Here is a 21,225-nt window from a genome sequence, read left to right as displayed (position 1 = left end):
GATGGTAGTAAGAAAGGATAGACATGGGGGAATTAGATGAAAGAGTTTGACAGAATGTTATCTGGAGAGTTTTATAACACCCGAGATCCTGAACTTTTACAAATGTCGTTCGATGCCAAAAAGCTTGTGGAAACCTTTAATACGACAAGCGTTGATGAGATCGAAAGGAAAGTACAGATCTTAAAGCAATTATTAGGCAGCGTAGGAGAAGGGGTTTGGATTGAGAAGCCCATTCAATGTGAATTCGGAAAAAATATATCGATAGGAAGCAATACTTTCATTAATTTCAACTGTGTGTTGTTAGATAATAACAAGATTACGATTGGGGAAAACGTATTGATCGCACCTAATGTCCAAATTTACACGGCTTCGCACCCTATTCAAGTGTCGGAAAGAATCAATAAGCATCCAGAAGAAAACGAAGCGCCATATCGAACGAACACAAAGCCTGTGACAATCGGAAACAATGTTTGGATCGGTGGAAATGCTGTTATCTTACCAGGTGTTTCAATAGGAGACAATACTGTAATCGGAGCAGGAAGTGTTGTCACAAAATCTATTCCTGATAACTGTGTAGCTGTAGGTAATCCTTGCAAGGTGATTAAACATAATGTTAATTAAACAAAAAATGTTGAGGCAACAAGTTAGTTGCCTCAACACTTTTTATAATCATTTATTTTGATTTATGCTTAGGCGTATAGTCTGGATAATCGGTAATGATGCCATCAACACCTGCATCTAATAATGGTTGTACTTCTGGCTTGTTTCGAACCGTCCAAGCCATAATTCCCATATGACGCTCATGTACTTCATCAACGATCGAAGAATTAACAAGCGTTCTGCTAGGGTTTACAAATTCCGCATATGTAGCGAATTCATCGAGCTTCGCTTCACTTAAGTCAGCTGCATTGGAAGTAAGCACGCCCACAGGCACTCTAGGAAGCAACTTGTCCATCTGTTGCATAGAACCAAACTCAAATGATTGAATGATAATCTTATCATGAGCTGGTAGATGCATGTTTCGTTCCTTTATGGCTGCAGCTACTTTTTCTTCAATCTCGGGATAGTAATAGGTTGCTTTTAATTCAATCAGAATGCCAGTTTTTCCGCGAAACTCATCGAGTACTTCTTCAAAAGTAGGAACTTTCTCTCCTATAAATTCTTCCCCAAAGTAGCTACCAGCATCAAGTTGACGAATCTCTTCTAGCGTATGATCTTTTACATAGCCCGTTCCGTTTGTTGTTCGATCTAACGTAACGTCATGAATAACAACGAGCTCACCGTCTTTAGTTTCTTGTACATCGATTTCAATATAATCGGACTTCATATCTACGCCCTTTTGGAACGCGGCCATCGTATTCTCTGGCGCATACCCCGATGCTCCGCGGTGTGCGACAGTTTGAACGCGATCAGACGGGTCGTAAGCGAGTGTGGAAGTACTGTAGATCGAACCAATAATCCCCATTGAAAGTAATGATGCAACTGCTGTCTTCTTCATGCTCATGTTATTCATCCCCTTATCATTGTATTGTATGGTCCGTAAACCTGCTCGCCTCATGCAACAAGCAGGATCACATTCATTATGCTAACAAAGGAAAATGGGGAAAGAATGGTCAGAACCTCCTTAGTATTTTAAAGAAAATAAGGTCTATATGAGGGGATATCTTAACAAATGGCCGTTCTGTAAAGGTGGGGTGAAGGAGATGTCGTTATTGTAAAGGGGAAGAAAAAAACCAGGCATTTTAGACGCCTGGTTTTTGAAGGTCTTCAGGATGGTTGAAGCTTCTTGCAATATAGATAAATGGCGTAGAAGCCGCTGACACAACAAACTTGATCACATACGTCGTAAAGAAGATCTGAATCCAAACATCCCATGAGAACACACCAGCAAACGCAATCGTACAAAAGATAAGCGTGTCGATCAGCTGACTTACCATCGTACTTCCGTTATTACGAATCCAAAGCTGATCAGGGCGTGAAAATCTTTCCTTCAACTTTGCAAAAAGTTTAACATCTAGATACTGACTGATTAAGTAAGCAGCCAGACTACCGATCACAAGTCGAGGCATAAATCCAAAGATGGCTTCAAGATGCGGCTGGAAGATGTCACTTTCGTGCGGTTGAAACACGAGCACCATCTGCATGATGATTGTTGTCATAATGAGCGTGAAGAAACCGAACCAAACTGCTTTCTTCGCTTCTTTTTCACCGTATTTCTCGTTGATTAGATCCGTTGCTAAATAGATGGTTCCATAGATTACATTGCCGAGAGTCATAACAAGACCGAACATCTCGATCGTTTTTACAACCTGAAGGTTTGCAAGAATCGTAGCGGCAGCGATCCAAGCATACAGTCCTGTTCGACCGAACCACTTATAGCACGTTAAAAACAATATAAAATTAACCAGTGCAAATGCTACACCAAAAAAAAAATTAAACATAAAAATTCCTCCTAGTTTTGATAACGCGGGAGTTTTCGAACCGCGAAACACGTTTAACACAACAGTTCCCCATTATAAGTCAGTTTTTGTAATTAATCAATAAACCATATAAATATGTAGCGCATGAGTAGTTTACAATCTCTTTCTTTGTGCAATACATAGTGTAGATTGATTATTGTTTACAGAAAAAACGGAAATACTGCTTGTAATAGATAAAGCACACTAAGGAGCAGGTGTATGATAACTTTTGATAATGTTTCTAAAGAATACGGAGATGAAACGTCCGCGGTTCGCGATCTGAATTTAACGATACAGCCAGGAGAATTTTTCGTTGTGATCGGTCCGAGCGGATGTGGCAAAACAACGATGCTTAAGATGATCAACAGACTGATCAGCCTGACTAAAGGCACGATTTCCATCGATAACAAGAGAATCAGTGATTACAATATTGATGAACTACGTTGGAATATCGGGTATGTACTGCAGCAGATCGCTTTATTTCCTCACATGACAATTCTAGAGAATATTAGCATCGTTCCCGAGCTGAAAGGATGGGACAAAGAAAGAATTCGTAAAAGAGTGGATGAGCTTCTTGATATGGTCGGCTTAGATCCTGAAACGTATCGAGACCGCAAGCCTAATGAACTCTCTGGTGGACAACAACAGCGGGTAGGTGTCGTACGAGCGTTAGCTGCAGATCCTAACATTATTTTAATGGATGAGCCTTTTAGTGCTCTAGATCCGATCAGCAGAGAAAAGCTGCAAGAAGATCTATTTAATCTTCAAAGAAATATTAAGAAGACTATTGTTTTCGTGACTCATGACATGAAGGAAGCTTTGAAACTGGGAGACAGAATTTGTGTGATGAATGAAGGTTCTGTCGTGCAAGTAGGAACGCCAGAAGAGCTGCTCGAAAACCCTGCCGATGATTTTGTAAGAAATTTCGTAGGAACAGAGAGTATGAGTTCTGTTGAAAGTATGGATCTTCGAAAGCTTGTCATTCCATTGAAAGCAGATGAAATAGGATTAGATTATCAATTACCTTCTATTTCTGTGAAAACGAGTATTACAGAGGCGCTCGATATCTTAACCCGTGAGAATGAAGTGACGGTTGAAGATCATGGTGCAATCATAGGAACACTAAACAGACAAGCTGTTATTCAATATCTTGCAGATCGCTTGCAGGAAAGAGGTAGCAGAGATGAATAGTTTCTTGCAAGTATTTCAAGATCGAAAAGGTGAACTCGCAAGTGCATTGATCGAACATATTCAGATTTCGTTTATAGCACTTCTCTTTGCTGTAGTTATTTCAATCCCTCTAGGTATCTATCTAACAAAAAAACCAAGAGTGGCTGAACCGATTATCGGTGTAACTGCTGTGCTGCAGACGATTCCGTCACTTGCTTTACTGGGTCTGTTGATTCCGCTGTTTGGAATCGGTAAGGTGCCGGCCATTATTGCACTTGTTGTTTACGCACTGCTCCCGATTTTAAGAAACACGTATACAGGAATTAAAGAAGTCGATTCCTCATTAATTGAAGCGGCGAGAGCGATGGGGATGAACACGAGAAAGCGGTTGATGAAGGTTGAACTTCCTTTAGCGATGCCTGTTATTATGGCCGGAATCCGTACGTCCATGGTCTTAATCATAGGAACGGCAACACTGGCAGCTTTAATCGGAGCGGGTGGACTCGGTGATATCATCTTGCTAGGTATTGATCGCAATAACACGATGCTGATCGTGCTTGGTGCCGTACCAGCTGCATTGCTCGCGATTATATTTGATTTTCTGCTCAGAAGATTGGAGCTTCTTTCTTTTAAACGAGCGCTAACAACGGTCAGCGCATTTTTGATAGCCGCTCTTTTAGTTATACTTGTTCCTTTTGCGATGAAAGGCGGTCAAGAAGATATCGTGATCGGTGGTAAGCTAGGTTCTGAACCTGAAATCTTGATCAACATGTACAAACTTTTAATTGAAGAAGAAACTGATTTAAATGTGGAGCTGAAGCCGGGACTTGGTAAAACGTCCTTTGTGTTTAATGCGTTGAAATCTGGGAGTATTGATATCTATCCAGAATTTACAGGCACAGCGATTGCAGAGTTTTTAAAAGAGAACGCATCAAGTACAGATAGCGAAAAAGTATATGAACAAGCTCGAAGCGGGATGGAAAGTAAGTTTGATATGCAATTGTTAAGCCCGATGGCATATAACAATACGTATGCGCTTGCTGTTCCTGAACAATTGGCGAAAGAGTACAACTTAAAGACGATTTCGGATTTAAAGAGTGTAAGCCAAAGTCTGAACGCCGGATTTACGTTAGAATTTTCGGATCGCGAAGATGGCTATAAAGGCATCCAAAAGCTATACGATATTCAGTTTGCGAATGTGAGAACGATGGAACCGAAGCTAAGATATAACGCGGTGAAAAAAGGTGAAATCGATGTGGTTGATGCCTATTCTACAGACAGCGAACTGCGTCAATATAAGCTTACCGTGTTAGAAGATGACAAAAAGCTGTTTCCTCCTTATCAAGGTGCACCGATGCTTCGTAAAGAAACGGTAGAGAAGCACCCGGAGTTAAAGGATGCTTTGGAAAAGCTTGCAGGAAAAATTACAGATGATGAAATGCGTGAGATGAACTATAGAGTGAATGTTGGGGGAGAGTCACCTAAGAAAGTTGCGGAAGATTTCTTGAAGAAGGAAGGACTTCTTTAAGCTTCTACCATCATTCATTAAGATTCGACAAAAATTTCCCGGAAAATAAAACATCCATGCAGTCTTGACTGCATGGATGTTTTTATCTTTTATAAATCAACAGTGAGAATTAGAGGATTTGAGATAGTTTTTTCCTGATCATCTACCACTTCACTAGATGTGATGGTTATTGTTTTTAGGTTTTCAATATTGGTTTTGTTTAGTATAAATCCTAAGCTGCCCATCTTTTCGTCTCCGGGTTTAATCTCTCCGTTTAGTTCCTCCAGATAAAAGTCTTCTTTCCACGTTACGGTTTCCCTTTGATCGGTTTCAATTTGAGCGATTGGATTGAAATGAACACTTTCCTTCCCTTTATTTACAATTTTTACGTTTACTCGTACATAAGGGAATTCATCTTGTTTAGTGTAGCCATGGAAGAAATCTATCAGATCTACAGATGGTGCATAGTGTAATACTTTCACTTCATCGATCGTAAGCGCAATAGAATCAGACTGCAGTTGTTTATTAACTTTTGCATATTTCTTTAACGTTATGGACCCATCTTGGTCTTCCACTTTTTTATTGATTTTCGTTAAGTTTGTATCGTCTGAAGCTTGAGAGCTATCGGTATAGGTTTGTTTTTCTGTCTGATTTTCTGATTCAGATCTATTTGATTCATTCTGTTGATGGTTTGTGTGGCTTTCCTTTTTCTTGTCCGCCTCTGACGCGCAGCCTATTACGAGCGCAGCCGACAGAATCAGCATGATCCAACCTTTTAAAGGCATGGATGCACCTCCTAAAAGATAAGCACCCCGTAGAAAAACGGGATGCTTTTTTGGTTAGATTGACCTAATTGTACAAAATTTATTTTCCGAAAGAAGATTTACTTTTTTCTAAGATCGAAAAAATCTCTTTAGCTGTGTCAGTATTGTCAATCTTCCCAGAGAATTTCTCCATTCCTGGTCCGTATGCATAGACGTTTACATCTTCACCGGTATGTCCGTCTGTTGTCCAACCAGTACCTGTGCGTAGATCAAAGATTTTTTCGATGGCGTTATCGATTTCTAATACATCTCCACTTTTTTGTTGAGCGGCTTTAACGGACTCAATTTCTTCTGAAGTCAATTCAAGGTCGATGTACTTCTCTAAAGTCTCTTCTACAGGTGCTCCATTTGCGATTTGTTTTGCGATGAAGTCAGGCGTTTTCTTCGCTGCTTTAATAGCAGATGGATCCCATTTGTAATCTCCATCACGGCCCATTGTCATTCCACCTGTTGAGTGGTCAGCTGTTGTGATGACAAGAGTGTGCTTGTCCTTTTTAGCAAATTCAATAGCTGATTGGAAAGCTTGTTCAAAGTCTTCCATTTCGCTCATTCCGGCAACTACATCATTGTCGTGACCAGCCCAGTCGATCTGGCTTCCTTCTACCATTAAGAAGAAACCTTTGTCATTCTTATTCAAGCGGTCTAATGCAGAGTTCGTCATTTCTTTTAAAGAAGGTTGTTCTTGTGGACGATCGATTTTTTTATCAAGCTCTTTTGGAGCAAACAATCCAAGAACCTGTTCGTTTTCATCTTTCTGCATCTGATCCTTGTTCGTTACATAAGAGTAGCCGTCTTTCTTAAATTCATCTGTGATGTTACGGTCTTTACGCTCAAAATAGCTAGTACCACCACCAAGGATAACGTCTACTTTATGCTTCCCATTCACCATATCATCATAATAATCATCAGCGATTTGGTTGTAATTTTCACGTGACTCATCATGTGCACCGAAAGCTGCTGGTGTTGCATGGTTGATTTGAGAAGTTGCGACTAATCCGGTGGACTTTCCATTTTGTTTCGCTTTCTCTAGAACGGTTTTAACATCTTGTTTTTCCATATCAACGGCAATAGCACCGTTATAGGTTTTGATTCCTGCAGACATTGAAGTGGCAGCAGCGGCTGAATCTGTTACGCTTTCTTTCTTGTCATGTGAATATGTGGATTGCATGCCCACTAAATAGTTATCGAATTTTGTTTCTTCCATCATCGGTGTTTTTGGATTATCTTTAAAAGCACGATATGCGGTCGTGTAAGTTGGTCCCATACCATCACCGATTAAAAAGATCACGTTTCTTATCTCATTCTTCTTATGCTTTTCATCAGCAGATGCTTGATTTATAACGAAACCACTAATGGCAAGTGTTCCTGCCACTGCAACAGATAGTACTTTTTTTGAAATAGTCATAATTGCCTCCTGTTGTTTCGAGTTGTCTTACAGTGAGGAATTATACTCCGATAATATTTTGAAGAGATTATGAGAATGTTAAGATTGTGTAAACGTATGGGAAAAAGGTGCTATGTAGTCTGCAGATTGTGCGGGTAAAAAGTAGTGGGTATGATAAGATTTGTCGAAAATCGGATAAAAAAATTTTATGTGCGGATATAATTCTACTTAGTACGGAATTTATTGCTGTTTACTTCGTATAAAAATGAGATTACCTCGTAAATAAATGGAGTGTCTGCCTTAAACGGGCAGATACCGAATATGTCCACTAGGAATATACAAAAAAGAAACTAGACTCAACATTCTGAGCCTAGCTTCTTTTCATTCGATCCATTATACCGTTTGAACTGTTTTTTCTAATGCTACTTCTGCTGAAACATAGTCATAACCAAGGTCAGTTGCAACTGCTTCGTATGTTACGAATCCACCAGCTGTGTTAAGACCTGCTTTTAAAGATGGGTTTTGAGCGATTGCAGCTTGTGCGCCTTTGTTAGCGATCTGTAGTGCATATGGAACCGTTACGTTTGTAAGTGCGATCGTAGACGTACGAGGCACAGCACCAGGCATGTTTGCTACTGCATAGTGAACAACTCCGTGCTTGTCGTATGTTGGGTTGTCATGAGTCGTGATGCGGTCAACCGTTTCAAAGATACCGCCTTGATCGATCGCTACGTCAACAACTACAGATCCTGGAGTCATGGACTTGATCATTTCTTCTGTTACCAATTTAGGTGCTTTTGCTCCTGGGATAAGTACAGCTCCGATCACTAGATCAGATTCAGCTACAGCTTGTGCAATGTTTAATGGGTTAGACATTAATGTTTGGATGCTGTTTCCGAAGATGTCATCAAGTTGACGAAGACGATCTGGGCTAAGGTCGATGATCGTAACGTCAGCGCCAAGTCCAATTGCAACTTTTGCTGCGTTCGTACCTACAACACCGCCACCGATGATTGTTACTTTACCGCGACGTACTCCTGGTACACCTGCAAGAAGGATACCTTTTCCGCCTTTTGGCTTCTCAAGGAACTGAGCACCGATCTGTGCAGACATACGTCCTGCTACTTCACTCATTGGCGTTAATAGTGGAAGTGTACGGTTGAACTCTACAGTTTCGTAGGCGATCGCTGTAACGCCGCTATCTGTTAATGCTTTTGCCAATGCTGGCTCAGCAGCTAAGTGTAAGTAAGTGAAAAGAATAAGGTCTGAACGGAAATATTTGTACTCAGAAGCTAAAGGTTCTTTAACCTTCATAACCATTTCAGCTGCCCATGCGTCTTGTGCTTCTGCTACGATTTCAGCTCCTGCTGCTGAATAATCTTCGTTCGTAAATCCGCTGCCAACACCTGCGTTGTTTTCTACAAGTACTTTGTGGCCTGCTGCTGTTAGTGTAATAACACCTGATGGCGTAATCGCTACGCGGTTTTCATTATTTTTAATCTCTGCTGGAACTCCAATAATCATTTGTGAATCCTCCTATATAAGTAAACTCTTTGAGTGCGTTTTCAATTGTGATTTCAGTATAGTTCGAGGGATTGCGCTTTTCATTGTGGGGAATCTAGAAAATGAAAAAAAGCATTTGTGATAATTCACAAACGCTCTTGTTTGAATAGCCGATTCATCTTGAAATCAAGATAGATCATGATCTTCTGATGAGGGCTCTTCATATCAATATTCGTAAGCTCGCTGATCCGTTTGAGACGATAAAGTAATGTGTTCATGTGGATATGAAGCACTTCTGATGCTTTGTTCAGGTTCTCATCTAACGTCAGATACGTTTCTAATGTGTGATAAAGCTCTGTCTTGTGTTGACGGTCATATTCTTGTAGAGTTTTGAGCATTTCATTGTGATAGCTTTGTCTTTGTTGTTTTTCATAAATGGTATCTAAAAATTGGTAGATACCAAGTTCATGATAGCCGTTTAGCGTTAACGTTTCTCCGCCTAGCTTTTCTTGAACGGCTAATACACTTGAAGCTTCTTTATAACTTTTTTCCACGTTTGTAAAAGAGGATACGAGACTACCATATGCCGCTTTAATATCTGACACAGAAAAACGCTCTTTCATATGGGTAAAGAATGATTCTACAAATGACTTAGCAAGTTCTAAGGGCGGTTCTTTTCCAACAGGTGAGGCGAGGAGAAGCATCTGATTCGCGTCTGCTGCTGATAAAAGAACGTTGATCTTCTGATTCACAGCAGCGAGATACAAAATATCTTTTTCGATAGCTGGTGTGATCTCCTCTTCTAGCTGCAGAATAAAAACAGCTGCTGGAAGTACCGGCAAAATGTTAAGTTCGTGCAGCTTCTCTAAAATATGCTCTTCTAGCGGAAGATTGCCTGTGAGCATCTTCCAGAAAAGCTCTTGCCGGTTTTCTTCTTTCTTTTTTGTGCCGATCTGCATCTGAAGAAGTTGGCTTTTGGCTGAAGCAGCAGCAAGCTTTAATAATTGCATATCATCTGATGTTAATTGTTTTTCCACTTCAAGGACCCAAATATATCCGAGAACTTCGTTGTTCTTTCGGATTGATACTGCCACACGGTTGCCAAGCCCGACGTTTTGTATCGTGCCGACACGAACAGGGTCATCGCTCTCTTGTAGTCTAGGAATCACTCCGTCTTTCCATAGACTGTTCACTACTTTTTCTGGCACACGCCGTCCGATGATGGTCGCGATACGTGCAGGATCTGTTCCGTCTTCATGTGTACTGTAAGCAAGGAGTCGGTGATTCTGATCTTCTATCGTTACAGGGCACGACAAAACGTCGCTGATCTTGTCTGCTAAATTTTCAAGACTGCCGAAAGTTCCTTTAAAAGGATCAGATTGATAGTTCTTCATAACATTTGTCTCCCGCCGTTAGTTTCTCTCTGCTTACATTCTACCGAAAAAGGGAATTGGATTACAGGAGAAAAGAGGTAGATTGTAGAATTGGTAATACAGGAATGGAATGTAAATGAATGGGAGGCCTTTCTAATGAAGTTTAGTGAATTTACATATGAACGTCCTGATGTTACAAGTCTGAAAACAGAATTTGAAGAAGCGGTAAAGGTTTTTAAAGAAGCGAAATCAGCGGATGAGCAGAATGAAGCGATGAAGAAAGTCGTTGCTCTTCGTAATCGTTTTGAATCAAAAGCTAGACTGGCCAAGATCCGCCACACGATTAATACGGAAGATGTTTTTTATAAAGAAGAGCAAGCGTTCATGGATGATAATCTGCCAGTCTATCAAGGGATGGTTACGGCGTTTCATGAAGCGCTCGTTCAATCCCCTTTTAAAGATGAGCTCGAGCGTAAATGGGGCAGTCAGCTGTTTCGCTTGGCTGAATTAAAAGTGAAGACGTACTCTGAAGAGGTACTAGAGGACCTCAAGCAAGAAAACAAATTGAGCTCAGAATATGTGAAAGTGATGGCTTCAGCTAAGATCGAGTTTGACGGAAAAGAGCTGAACCTGGCGCAGCTTTCTCCATACGTTCAATCGGCAGATCGTGAAACACGAAAAGCGGCGAGTAAGGCCGCGAACGCTTTCTTGAGTTCGAACCAAGAAAAGTTTGATTCGATCTATGATGAGCTCGTAAAGCTACGAACTGGAATCGCGAAAAAGTTAGGGTACTCGACCTTCACAGAGTTGGCGTATGATCGTATGGGAAGAACGGATTACAACGCGGCAGATGTAAAAGTGTTTCGTGAGCAAGTAAAAGATATCATCGTTCCGCTTTGTACAAAGTTAAAGAAACGTCAGCAAAAGCGCATCGGTCTTAACGAGTTTAAGTTTTACGATGAACCCTTCAGCTTTACAACAGGCAATCCTAAGCCTCAAGGAGACGCGGAGTGGATCGTAAATCAATCGAAGCAGGTTTTTAGTGGTCTATCGCAAGAAACAGGAGCGTTCTTCAACTATATGGCAGAAGATGAGCTCATGGATCTTGAAAGTAAGAGCGGTAAAGCGCCAGGTGGGTACTGCACGTATCTGCAGGATTATACGGCGCCGTTCATTTTCACAAATTTTAACGGATCAGATAACGACGTTCGCGTGCTGCTGCATGAAATCGGTCATGCGTTTCAGATGTACACGAGCAGAGTGTTTGAAGTTCCTGAATATCAGTTCCCAACACTTGAAGCTTGTGAGATTCATTCGATGAGTATGGAGTTCTTAACGTACCCTTGGATGGATAAGCTGTTTGGTAAGGACACAGAAAAATATTTATACTCTCACTTAACAGGTGCGGTAGAGTTCATCCCGTACGGAGTTGCAGTTGATGAGTTTCAGCATTTTGTATACGACAATCCAGATGCATCAGCATCTGAACGCCGTTTGAAGTGGAGAGAGCTTGAGAAAACATATTTACCACATCGTGATTATGATGGGCTTGAGTACTTAGAAAACGGTGGTTTTTGGCATAGACAAGGCCACATTTTCCGCTCGCCTTTCTATTATATTGATTACACGCTCGCGCAAATCTGTGCACTTCAGTTCTGGAAACGTGCTGGCGAGAATTCTGATCGTGCTTGGGAAGACTATTTCGCACTTTGTCAAAAGGGAGGAAGTCTGCCTTTTACAAAGTTAGTTGAAGAAGCTGGCTTGATCTCTCCTTTTGAAAAAGGATGTGTAGCGTCTGTGGTCGGTGAAGTGGAGAAGTTTATTGCTACAGTCGATGAAGAGCAGTTTGCGAGAGCTTAATTGGATTAAGGTGGTAGGATGAGGAGAACCGGCCGTGTGCCGGTTTTTTCTTTTGTGTGGACCGATGGGACATGGGCAGGGGGTATAACTGCAGCAGAAAATGTCGACAAATGACATCTCGTGGATAAATCGTCAAAACTTTTGGATTCAAGTACGAAACTCGTGGATTCAACACTAAAACTTGTGGATTGATGCCACAAACTTCTGGATTGAACTTCATCCATATCCGGAAATACCCCAGGGTGTATTCTCGCTAAGTTTCTCATTTTTTGAAGAATTATTGACACTTGTATGGGGAATGCTGTTTTCAGCTGCCTATATGTTTGTGAATAGGGTCTTGAGTGGTAAAATAATAAGGAATCTTAGAAATTTTAAAGACTTTTAGTGGAAAAGGAGTAATACAAAATGGCTGAAACTAAACAGCGTAACTATACACCGCTAATTATCGGGCTATCTATTGCGATTAACGTACTTGTGGCCGTGTTGTTCTTCCTGCCAGAGTATGAGGGAGAAATTGCTTTTGATGTAACGTTGCTGCCGCGATTGAACGCGATCTTTAACAGCTTCACATTCGTATTTTTGCTCGCTGCTCTTTATTTTGTTAAACAAAAAAACATCACGCTGCATAAGCGATTTATCTTGGCGGCATTTACAAGTACAACATTCTTCTTGTTGTCGTATGTAACGTACCACTATCTTACAGAATCTACGTCATATGGCGGAGAAGGTCCGCTTAAGTATGTGTATTTCTTTATTTTGATCACTCACATCTTGCTTGCGATCGTTATCGTACCTCTAGCGTTAATCACTGTTACGAGAGGCTTTAACATGCAAGTAGAGAAACACCGTAAAATCGCTCGTTGGACGATGCCACTATGGCTGTATGTTAGTTTGACAGGTGTTATTGTGTATTTGATGATCGCGCCTTATTATTCATAAAAAAAACAGAGGACTTTTGCTGAAGACGTGGAACAGCAAAAGTCTTTTCTGTAGCGAGAGGAAATGAGAGATGAGCTGGTTTTGGATCATACCTGTCGTTCTCTGCGGATTCGGAATCGCTGTTATTGTTTATGGAATCCGTTATCAAAAAGAAGAAATTGAGCATAAAAAGCAGTATGACGCGAATTACAAAGGTGGCGAAGTCTCGGAAACGTTTTTCGGTGCTATTGTAGAATTTATCTTTGTAACGGTTATTGATAAGCTGGTCGGCTTTTTTCCAAAATGGTTCATCAAGTTCTTCATCTTCATTATCGGAGCGGGTTTCTTAAGTCTTGGTGTCTATTTTTTTCAAGACATGCCTCGAAGGTTTTAATAAGCGATCCCCACACGTGACTGTAAAAAGTCATGCTTTTTTAAAAGTGAGAACGCAAAATGAGCGGTGTCTCCAGTACTGATCCGAGAGCCGTCGATAGGTAGAACGTCTTTCTCCGTTCTGTACGTACCGGTAGGTTCCCCGTCTGGCAAATAAGTAGGACAAACAATCGTCCAGTTCAATCCGCTTTCTTGCAGTTGAGTATACGCCTTATGATGATCTTCAGCTGCTCTTGTTAATTTGCGCTTTGATTCAGATGATTGGTAACGAAGCAGATGAGGTTCTGCCCGGCTTTGTAAGATGCCTGCTGTACCGATCGTAATGATACGCGAGATGCCTTCCTTTTTCATTGCTTCTATAATAATAGGCATACCCTCGGAGAGGACATTAGCTCCGTCTGTTGAAAGAGCGCTAAAAACGACATCACAGTCGACCATCGCTTCAGCTACGGATTCTTTACTAAGAACATCTCCTTTTGTAAAAGAGATCTGATTCAAAATAGAGTGCGAAAACTTCTCAGGGTTACGCAAAAGTGCAGAAACGCTGATTTCATCCTGGAGCGCCATTTTAGTAAAATATTGTCCGACTCTTCCTGTCGAACCTAGTACGCATAGTCTCATAACATACCTCCTGATCGTTCTTTTCTTATCATATCATTTAATGTTAACCATAAAAAAATCCCTTACCGAAAGCTCGGCAAGGGAATTTTTTTATTGAAGGGTGATAACATCCGTGTATCGACTGTCGAGCTTATCGCCTCTTTCAGCGAATGCGACAACACGATATTTACCAGGTGCTACAGCTTGTCCGGAGATTTTTCCGTCCCATTGAAAATCGTTATACTGTTTCGGAACATCTTCGTAGCTGCCGATCAGACCGATTTCTTTCGTCAGGTTGCTATCGTATAAGAAAAGATTAACTTTGTCGGCTTCAGCAGGAAAGTAAGCTGAAAACGTGAATGCATTATTTCCTAGTTCTGTAGCGCTGATGCTAGTGATCGAAGGGAAGTCAGGCTCTTGTACAAAGAGAATCGTCGGCACTACAACTTCGTTTCTTCCGTCTTTGATGGTAATCGTTCCTTCGTGATAGCCAGGTGCCATCTTAGAAGCATCCACTTGTACTTTAAATTTAACATCCTTCGAGCTTTTACCATTAATTTTCACTTTTTTGTTTGTTGTTACTTTTACACCTTCAAGATCTACGTCAAATTTGTATTCTTTTGATTTACGGCTTAAGTTCTTGATTGTAAAACGTTCTCCTCGTACTTCCTTGCCTTTCTTTTTGGAGAATACACCAAACGAATGGCTGCCAGGAGATACGAGTGTATCTGTTTCAATCGCTTCAACAACACGGATGCTTCCTGCTCCTTGCGTATTATGCGGGTAAAGCTTTCCTGTAGCATCGAAAAGATCTTCCGCTGTATTCATAAGAGCTGCTTTAATATCTTCAACATCCCACTTAGGGTGTGCTTCTAATAAAAGAGCGGCAGCACCTGCAACGTGTGGAGATGCCATGCTTGTCCCTTGCTTTGCACCGTAGCCATGCGGATTGGCAGGGTCATGAGTCGGTACAGTACTTACGATGTTTACGCCAGGTGCTGAAACATCTGGTTTGATCATCCACGTATCCATAACAGGACCACGAGAAGAGAAGTCAGCCATCAATTCACCGACTTGTTTATCAAACTTGGTGCCAAGTGTTACTGTTGTGTTTGGATTAGCGCTTAACAAGCTTTTAAGTTGAACACCCTCAGCGTTCGTAAGCTTGATTGTTGGAACTGCCATTCCAGGCACATCCACGATCTCACCAGCAACGTTGTTATAGATGACCATCCCGATGGCGCCAGCGTTCTTTGCATTCGTTGCTTTGTCTACAAACGCATACGTGCCCCGTTCTACTAATACGAGCTTTCCTGCTACGTCTTTCCCTGCAAAATCAGCTGTTCCTGCTAAGCCAACATCAACGATTGGCAACGTTTTTCCGTTAAGTGCTAGAACAGATTCCTCAGACGGAAAGCCCATTACTTTTGCAGATGAAAAACTGGAATTCCCTGCTTTTAAAGTAGCAGCATACACGTTATACGGAAGCTGTGTAGCTCCGACAGAAATGGCTTCTCTTGAAGTACCGGGAGAGCCGACCGTCCAGTTGTTTGGTCCGCTGTTACCGTTAGACGTTACCGCCACGACGCCATCAGACATGGCTTGATCAAGCGCGATACTCGTTGCCCAGTCCGGGTTGTTTAAGGAGTTTCCAAGAGATAGATTCATAACATCAGCGCCGTCTTCTACTGCTTTTTCAATTCCGGCAATTACATTTTCAGTCGAACCGCTGCCTCCAGGGCCTAATACGCGGTACGCTAATAATGTTGCATCAGGTGCTACACCTTTAATGCCGCCATCTGCCGCAACTGTACCCGCCACGTGCGTGCCGTGCGTAGTTTCAGCTCCTCTTGGATCGCCTTTAGGCGTCTCTTGTGGATCGTTGTCATTATCAACAAAGTCATATCCTTTGTAGTTACCGAATGCTTGATCGAGATCAGGATGTGTATAATCAACGCCTGTATCAATAACTGCAACCGTCACACCATCTCCTGTGTATCCGGATTCCCATGCTTGATTAGCGCCAATAAAAGGCGCTGAATTCATCATCTGAGGCGTAACATCATCGAATGAATGGTCACCCATGTCATCCCCTGTTGTGTGGTATTCAACATCAGGATAAACCGCTTTTACACCAGGCGTTGATAAAAGGTTCGGAATTTCATTTGCTGCAATCTCTAGTGAAAATCCAGAGAAAACATGATCGTACTCTTCTTTAACTTTATATGATTTGGAGCGTGTGGAGATTTCTTTTACCACAGCTTCACGTTTTGATTTTAGATTTGCTTTCGTTTGTTTTTTGCCTTTCTTTTTTGCCTCTAGTACAGAAGGTTCTTTTAATTCAACCATTACTTTTGTAACATGAGAAGAGTTTAAATTGTACTTCCCGTAAAGCGGTGCTAGGTCTGGCTGTGAATCATTTGTAGATGGAGCAGCAGATACACCAGAAAAAGCAGAAAAAACAAACGTACATGCTAATGTGAAACTAGATGTCTTGCGTAAAAAACTTTTCATTCAATCGTACACCCCTTATTTTTAATATCACGGTAATATTCTACTGCTGTGTTTAAATCCCTTGAGCACATGGTAAAAACAGATAATAGGTCCTTATATTGGAAGTTGAGGCGTTGGTCTTTTGTCCTTAAAACGTCATGAGCAAAACGTAACGCTAATTCTATAGACCCATGATAAGATGGGAATATTGTTTTTAGAGAAAGCTATTTTAGCGTAAGTGGTGGTTCTTGAAAGTAGTTGATTTCCGTTGCAGATGCTCCCTTTCCACGGGGCGAACGGTAAGCCTCCTGCCGCTACGCGCCATTAGGAGTCTCCACCTGTCTAGTTGCAGTGGCTAGCCCCTCGAGGTCAAAAGTTGAACGGTCAATAAGGCAATTTGCGCCTTCATAGCCCATTCATCTTCTGCTGGTCGGGGCTGAACGAGCCACTTCCACTTTTCAGACTGACCGCTCGTCCCGTAGGAGTCTCGCATCTTCCACTTCAATCAACCTTCAATGAAGTGAATAATAAAAAAGCTTAATAGCAACCTTTCTATTAGAAAAGAGAATTAGAGAAGAGAAAGAAGGTGAACGAATGGCTAAAGAGGAAGGCTATGGAACGATTCAGGAGAACCGGATCATTCCATTATGGAGTCTAACAGTATGGCTTGTTGTCATGAACACGACGATGTTTAATGTAGCGTTACCGAGTGTTATCTCGGAATTTGATCTGAGTCCAACTGCAGGATCATGGATTGTTTCAGGCTATTCGATCGTGTTTGCCTTATCGACGATCACATTCAGTAGGTTGTCAGATTTTATACCGATTGGAAGATTATTATTTACAGGTGTCATCATCTTAGGGCTCGCGTCTATCATCGGGTACTTTTCAAATAGTTTTGAGTTTGTATTGATCAGTCGTATGGTTCAGGCGATGGGAGCGGGTGCGGTGCCAGGGCTAGGCATGGTGCTTGCCACGAGGTATATTCCGATTTCAAGACGAGGACGCGCCATGTCGTTGATCTCATCTGCCGCATCTCTTGGCTTCGGGTTAGGACCTGTTATCGGAGGCGGTATCACACAGTTGTTAGGATGGAACTTTCTTTTTATCGTAACAGGCCTTGTATTGCTGTTGCTGCCAGTATTTAAGGTCTATCTGCCTGTTGAACAAAAAAGGGAGGGCTCGTTCGACTTTGTTGGCGCACTGTTAACAGGTGGTGGCGTAACCTCATTATTACTCTATCTTTCTTCGTTTTCTTGGTACTTGTTGGGCTTGAGTGTACTTTTCTTTGGCACTCTCGTGTTCTATTCAAAGAAAAAGGAAGATCCGTTTATTCGTGTGAGTTTGTTTAAGAACACGCTTTATGTGTCGCTCTTAATCATCGGACTTATTGCGTTCATGACCCATTTTGCACTGTTGTTCGTGATGCCGGTCATGTTGTCGAATCTATTCGGAAAAGAACCAGCTACGATTGGGTTTGTTATTTTTCCAGGTGCCATGCTTTCCGCATTAGCCGCTATTTACGTGGGACGGTGGATTGATCGATTTGGAAACCTGCCTGTCATGCGAACGGGGCTTGTGGCACTGTTGGTGTCCGTCGTACTGTTTTCACTTTTTGCAACAAAAGCATTCTATCTGACAGCGATCTTTTACATGTTTACGAGCATCGGATTTTCAAGCTTAACGTCAAGCTTGGCTAATGAAAACTCTAGAATATTAAGCGAGGATGAAGTAGGTTCTGGAATGGGCATGCTTCAGCTTGTGCAATTTTTCGGAGGAGCGCTGGGTGTAGCTGTTGCAGGGCTCTTAATCGAAGGACAGCAAGGCATCGAGTTAGATGCTATTTATCGTAACGTGTTTATCGTCTATACCATTCTCGTCGTAATCGCCATTGTGATCTATCGAGTGAAAATAAAAAGAAATGTGAGCCTGGAACTTGAATAAGTTCTAGACTCACATTTTTTTATTTCAGCATCTTAAAGTCATAGGAATAGATAGACTTGCCTTTGATTGATTTGAGGATGTCGTTTAAACCGTTGATATTCATATTCTCTATCTTCTTTCCCTCGGTTAAGGAATAGTGTTCGATGTAGTATTTTTCTTTAAGCTTTTCATCATGTCTTACGACGTAAAGGTGATCGTCTTTATAGAAAAGCTCTTCGTTATGCCTCACTCCATCTTTTCGAACGTTTTTCATAGAGAATTTTTTGCTTACTTTCTCGGTTTTTGTGTCAAAAGCAAATACCTCACCAAGGCCGTTTGCGTAGTAAAAGACGTTGTTATATAGGTGAGCGGAGTTTTTTATATTGAATGGGTAGTGCGCTGTGATATTTTTTTCATTTCTATAAGAAGAAAGGATGAACTCATCTTGTGTCTGCGTTTTTTTATTGATCCGATACAGCACAACATCTGAATCGATTGTTTCTGTAACTTCTCCTAGCGTTTTCTGTCCCACAAAATAGTAAAACAAATCATCGCTTAGGATTGGAGACATGCTGCTAAAATCAGTTTCTTTGGAATGGTTAACTTTTAGAATATCTTGAGTATTCATCTCGTCCTTTGCCAACTTCACTTTTCTGATATGAAACTCTTCCTTTTGATTATCTTGAGTTAACACAACAATTTCACCTTGATCTAATCCTGAAGCAGCGATGTAATGGGGGATGTTTTCTTTATGAAAGCCTTCCTTGTTACCATAAAGAATATTCGAATCATACCCGCCGTTAGCACCTACACCTGTATTGAAAACAGTAAAGTACAATTTTTCTTTCTCCAAGTATCCTGTTCTTTCACCCGTATACTGGGATTTATCCATACCAAACTCTTTATATGTGTCTCCGACTAAACGGATTTTATTTTTATCGACTAACAAAACTTCATTTTGATTCGCAGCTACACTGCCGAGTTCTAAGCCTTTCATCTTAAATGCATTCGCTTCACCTTTGTCATTAATAAAGACGGCAAGGCTTACTCCTTTTCCATCCATGTCTTGATCCGCTGTTGTTGAAAAATAGAGTACTGCTTTCTTATCCGTTAAAAAATTTTCTTGCTTGATCGCTTCATTCTCAATAGAAAGCGAAGCGCTAAGATTCTGACTCCAGTACGTTCTATATAAAAATCCACCGATTAAAGTCATCAATAATGAAAAGAAGATTATTTTTTTCACTGTAATCACCTTCTTATAAAAACAAGGCAATAAGTTCGTAATTCTACGTCCTTATTGCCTTATTATTTTTTATATATTCCGGACGAGCTGTGTGCCAGGCGCATCCCGGACATCCCGAGGATATACTCCTAACCCGCCATCTACGTCTAAATCTAAGTTTCCATTTAACTTAAAGGCCGACCATACCAGTTTGGAACAGTTCTTATCACCAATATGTGAAGTCGAACGGTTGGTCACGAAGTTATAAGAATATGCGTCAATGCCTACACGGCTAAATGCCCAGTTTGCAGCATTATTACGGTTCGTCGAGCTTGTTGTAACAGATTTTACTTGTGCATCACCTTGATCCACTTTTCGTAAAGTGGTTGAGATCGTCCTCACACCTGTTTCAGGGACAGATTCAACAATGACGTCGCTCGAATAATACATGCCCACGTGTCCATGGTTCATGTAGGCCGTTTGAGATGCGGTGTAATAGAAGTTTCCTTTTGAACTAGGTCCAACAGAAACGGTTCCACCGCTGCTGCCCATTGTGCCAACCTTACCGCTTTGTTGCTTTTCTTCCTTGCTCATTGTTTGATCATGTTTCAATTCTTCGTAGATTTTTTTAAGAAGTGCATCCTCTGTATCTCCTGTGTTTTTTGCGATAGCCTGAACACTAGAAAGCAACTCAGCTGATGTTAAATCTGGCTGCATACTTAGGATTTCATCTTTATACGAAGTCTGATTTTGAGCAAAAGCACTTGGTACCGAAAAAGCTGTGAGACAGAATGCTAAAACACTAGTAACTAGATGTTTTTTCATATTCCAAACCTCCTGCCGTAATACGGGACCCCTTTGTCGACATGTTCAATTTACCATTTATATACAGATGCGTAAATACGAAAACGAATAAACAGTAGGGTGGACTTATGAGGGAAATGAAAGATACACCTAAAGGACTGTGCGTGCTGCACATAAAAAGAAGAGAAACAGGTCAAAAGGTATTGAGAAAGACTAGTAAGATTGGATGCATAGGAGGTTTGTGTGGATAACGAGATTTTGAAAAGATAAGAATGAATGATCATAAATGGAGTATCCTCTTAAGAGCTGTGGAGTAAATCAGTGTGGGAAATAAATTGTGTGGGGTCAGACCCCTCTAAACTTTCTATGAAACAGCCGATACTTACTATGAATTGCCTAAACTAGCGAAACTTTAACAATGTAAGACAAATTCGAAGAAAGATGAGGGACGAATTCGTGGAAAGAAACAAAGAACTGATTGATTCATTATTGAAGCTTCAGGAGCTATTAGACACAGTACCAGATACAGTAGAGGCCATACCCCCTTTCACACAATACATCCGCTCTTTTTTACGTATTAAACCAACAGGCAGAACGTTACCGACTATCGAGATTATGACGATGATCAAAATACGAAAGCCTAACTTGTATCAACTTTTGAAACGACATTCTAACGATGACATGCTATCGATGTTAACAAACCTAGATATGGATTATGAGTTAGCTCAACTTAAGATCGAACGCATTCTTCAAGGAGAGGTCATCGCTTAATAAGCGGTGTCTTTTTTATTT

The 21,225-nt window shown here is 41.1% G+C and carries 18 protein-coding genes; 8 read left to right on the top strand and 10 right to left on the bottom strand.

Translation table 11 applies throughout. The features are described from left to right. Window positions 1–36: 36 nt before the first annotated feature. Window positions 37–621 (top strand): sugar O-acetyltransferase, encoded by a 585-nt coding sequence (locus IHV11_RS15230; RefSeq protein ID WP_197195380.1) that lies wholly within the window; start codon window positions 37–39, stop codon window positions 619–621. A 52-nt stretch (window positions 622–673) separates the two neighbouring features. Here the strand turns inward: IHV11_RS15230 and IHV11_RS15225 are convergent, their stop codons facing one another. Both IHV11_RS15225 and IHV11_RS15220 read right to left on the bottom strand, forming a co-directional pair. Then, window positions 674–1,504, bottom strand: coding sequence for a glycerophosphodiester phosphodiesterase (locus tag IHV11_RS15225; protein WP_197195379.1), 831 nt, complete (start codon window positions 1,502–1,504; stop codon window positions 674–676). 238 nt (window positions 1,505–1,742) lie between these two features. After that, entirely contained in the window at window positions 1,743–2,441 is a 699-nt protein-coding gene (locus IHV11_RS15220) for a queuosine precursor transporter (protein WP_197195378.1), read from the bottom strand. 237 nt (window positions 2,442–2,678) lie between these two features. Between IHV11_RS15220 and IHV11_RS15215 the strand changes: the two genes are divergently transcribed. Then, the gene (locus tag IHV11_RS15215) at window positions 2,679–3,650 is read left to right on the top strand and encodes an ABC transporter ATP-binding protein (RefSeq protein WP_197195377.1); all 972 of its coding nucleotides are present in this window, start codon (window positions 2,679–2,681) and stop codon (window positions 3,648–3,650) included. Further along, complete coding sequence (gene opuFB, locus IHV11_RS15210) at window positions 3,643–5,157, top strand: osmoprotectant update ABC transporter permease/substrate-binding subunit OpuFB (protein ID WP_197195376.1); 1,515 nt, start codon at window positions 3,643–3,645, stop codon at window positions 5,155–5,157. The genes IHV11_RS15215 and opuFB overlap by 8 nt, the downstream gene beginning before the upstream one ends. A gap of 89 nt (window positions 5,158–5,246) precedes the next feature. On the opposite strand, the gene IHV11_RS15205 is transcribed toward opuFB, so the two are convergent. The 4 genes from IHV11_RS15205 to IHV11_RS15190 all read right to left on the bottom strand — a co-directional run bounded on the left by IHV11_RS15205 (window position 5,247) and on the right by IHV11_RS15190 (window position 10,241). Next, window positions 5,247–5,921, bottom strand: coding sequence for a DUF4352 domain-containing protein (locus IHV11_RS15205; RefSeq protein WP_197195375.1), 675 nt, complete (start codon window positions 5,919–5,921; stop codon window positions 5,247–5,249). A 79-nt stretch (window positions 5,922–6,000) separates the two neighbouring features. Further along, on the bottom strand, window positions 6,001–7,365 hold the full coding sequence (locus IHV11_RS15200; protein WP_197195374.1) for an alkaline phosphatase: 1,365 nt from the start codon (window positions 7,363–7,365) through the stop codon (window positions 6,001–6,003). 372 nt (window positions 7,366–7,737) lie between these two features. Further along, window positions 7,738–8,868 (bottom strand): alanine dehydrogenase, encoded by a 1,131-nt coding sequence (gene ald, locus IHV11_RS15195; RefSeq protein WP_197195373.1) that lies wholly within the window; start codon window positions 8,866–8,868, stop codon window positions 7,738–7,740. 125 nt (window positions 8,869–8,993) lie between these two features. After that, window positions 8,994–10,241, bottom strand: a complete 1,248-nt coding sequence (locus IHV11_RS15190; RefSeq protein ID WP_197195372.1) for a PucR family transcriptional regulator — start codon at window positions 10,239–10,241, stop codon at window positions 8,994–8,996. 135 nt (window positions 10,242–10,376) lie between these two features. Here IHV11_RS15190 and IHV11_RS15185 point away from each other — a divergent pair, with 135 nt between their 5' ends. From IHV11_RS15185 to IHV11_RS15175, 3 genes are all read left to right on the top strand, one after another. After that, window positions 10,377–12,080 (top strand): M3 family oligoendopeptidase, encoded by a 1,704-nt coding sequence (locus IHV11_RS15185; RefSeq protein WP_197195371.1) that lies wholly within the window; start codon window positions 10,377–10,379, stop codon window positions 12,078–12,080. Window positions 12,081–12,485: 405 nt separating this feature from the next. After that, the gene (locus tag IHV11_RS15180; protein ID WP_066399222.1) at window positions 12,486–13,019 is read left to right on the top strand and encodes a DUF420 domain-containing protein; all 534 of its coding nucleotides are present in this window, start codon (window positions 12,486–12,488) and stop codon (window positions 13,017–13,019) included. Window positions 13,020–13,089: 70 nt separating this feature from the next. After that, entirely contained in the window at window positions 13,090–13,392 is a 303-nt protein-coding gene (locus IHV11_RS15175; protein WP_197195370.1) for a hypothetical protein, read from the top strand. Here IHV11_RS15175 and IHV11_RS15170 read toward each other — a convergent pair. Together IHV11_RS15170 and IHV11_RS15165 are read right to left on the bottom strand one after the other, a co-directional pair. After that, window positions 13,389–14,012 (bottom strand): NAD(P)-dependent oxidoreductase, encoded by a 624-nt coding sequence (locus tag IHV11_RS15170; protein WP_197195369.1) that lies wholly within the window; start codon window positions 14,010–14,012, stop codon window positions 13,389–13,391. The genes IHV11_RS15175 and IHV11_RS15170 overlap by 4 nt on opposite strands. Window positions 14,013–14,102: 90 nt before the next feature. Continuing rightward, window positions 14,103–16,505, bottom strand: a complete 2,403-nt coding sequence (locus IHV11_RS15165; protein WP_197195368.1) for a S8 family serine peptidase — start codon at window positions 16,503–16,505, stop codon at window positions 14,103–14,105. 573 nt (window positions 16,506–17,078) lie between these two features. Between IHV11_RS15165 and IHV11_RS15160 the strand changes: the two genes are divergently transcribed. Then, entirely contained in the window at window positions 17,079–18,428 is a 1,350-nt protein-coding gene (locus IHV11_RS15160) for an MFS transporter (RefSeq protein WP_197195367.1), read from the top strand. 19 nt (window positions 18,429–18,447) lie between these two features. Here the strand turns inward: IHV11_RS15160 and IHV11_RS15155 are convergent, their stop codons facing one another. Then, window positions 18,448–19,650, bottom strand: a complete 1,203-nt coding sequence (locus IHV11_RS15155) for a hypothetical protein (RefSeq protein ID WP_197195366.1) — start codon at window positions 19,648–19,650, stop codon at window positions 18,448–18,450. 69 nt (window positions 19,651–19,719) lie between these two features. Next, the gene (locus IHV11_RS15150) at window positions 19,720–20,454 is read right to left on the bottom strand and encodes a hypothetical protein (RefSeq protein ID WP_197195365.1); all 735 of its coding nucleotides are present in this window, start codon (window positions 20,452–20,454) and stop codon (window positions 19,720–19,722) included. A 435-nt stretch (window positions 20,455–20,889) separates the two neighbouring features. Between IHV11_RS15150 and IHV11_RS15145 the strand changes: the two genes are divergently transcribed. Continuing rightward, window positions 20,890–21,204, top strand: a complete 315-nt coding sequence (locus IHV11_RS15145) for a hypothetical protein (protein ID WP_197195364.1) — start codon at window positions 20,890–20,892, stop codon at window positions 21,202–21,204. The last annotated feature ends 21 nt before the right edge of the window (window positions 21,205–21,225 follow it).

This window comes from Fictibacillus sp. 26RED30 (assembly GCF_015903845.1).
Lineage (GTDB): Bacteria > Bacillota > Bacilli > Bacillales > Fictibacillaceae > Fictibacillus > Fictibacillus phosphorivorans.
This window is presented reverse-complemented; position numbering and strand designations above follow the sequence as displayed.

Coding starts and splice junctions, on each gene's coding strand:
- IHV11_RS15175 (WP_197195370.1), top strand. CDS start 13,090: ATGAGCTGGTTTTGGATCATACCTGTCGTTCTCTGCGGATTCGGAATC.
- IHV11_RS15230 (WP_197195380.1), top strand. CDS start 37: ATGAAAGAGTTTGACAGAATGTTATCTGGAGAGTTTTATAACACCCGA.
- IHV11_RS15200 (WP_197195374.1), bottom strand. CDS start 7,365: ATGACTATTTCAAAAAAAGTACTATCTGTTGCAGTGGCAGGAACACTT.
- IHV11_RS15165 (WP_197195368.1), bottom strand. CDS start 16,505: ATGAAAAGTTTTTTACGCAAGACATCTAGTTTCACATTAGCATGTACG.
- IHV11_RS15205 (WP_197195375.1), bottom strand. CDS start 5,921: ATGCCTTTAAAAGGTTGGATCATGCTGATTCTGTCGGCTGCGCTCGTA.
- IHV11_RS15160 (WP_197195367.1), top strand. CDS start 17,079: ATGGCTAAAGAGGAAGGCTATGGAACGATTCAGGAGAACCGGATCATT.
- IHV11_RS15180 (WP_066399222.1), top strand. CDS start 12,486: ATGGCTGAAACTAAACAGCGTAACTATACACCGCTAATTATCGGGCTA.
- IHV11_RS15225 (WP_197195379.1), bottom strand. CDS start 1,504: ATGAGCATGAAGAAGACAGCAGTTGCATCATTACTTTCAATGGGGATT.
- IHV11_RS15220 (WP_197195378.1), bottom strand. CDS start 2,441: ATGTTTAATTTTTTTTTTGGTGTAGCATTTGCACTGGTTAATTTTATA.
- ald (WP_197195373.1), bottom strand. CDS start 8,868: ATGATTATTGGAGTTCCAGCAGAGATTAAAAATAATGAAAACCGCGTA.
- IHV11_RS15190 (WP_197195372.1), bottom strand. CDS start 10,241: ATGAAGAACTATCAATCTGATCCTTTTAAAGGAACTTTCGGCAGTCTT.
- IHV11_RS15185 (WP_197195371.1), top strand. CDS start 10,377: ATGAAGTTTAGTGAATTTACATATGAACGTCCTGATGTTACAAGTCTG.
- IHV11_RS15150 (WP_197195365.1), bottom strand. CDS start 20,454: ATGAAAAAACATCTAGTTACTAGTGTTTTAGCATTCTGTCTCACAGCT.
- IHV11_RS15170 (WP_197195369.1), bottom strand. CDS start 14,012: ATGAGACTATGCGTACTAGGTTCGACAGGAAGAGTCGGACAATATTTT.
- opuFB (WP_197195376.1), top strand. CDS start 3,643: ATGAATAGTTTCTTGCAAGTATTTCAAGATCGAAAAGGTGAACTCGCA.
- IHV11_RS15215 (WP_197195377.1), top strand. CDS start 2,679: ATGATAACTTTTGATAATGTTTCTAAAGAATACGGAGATGAAACGTCC.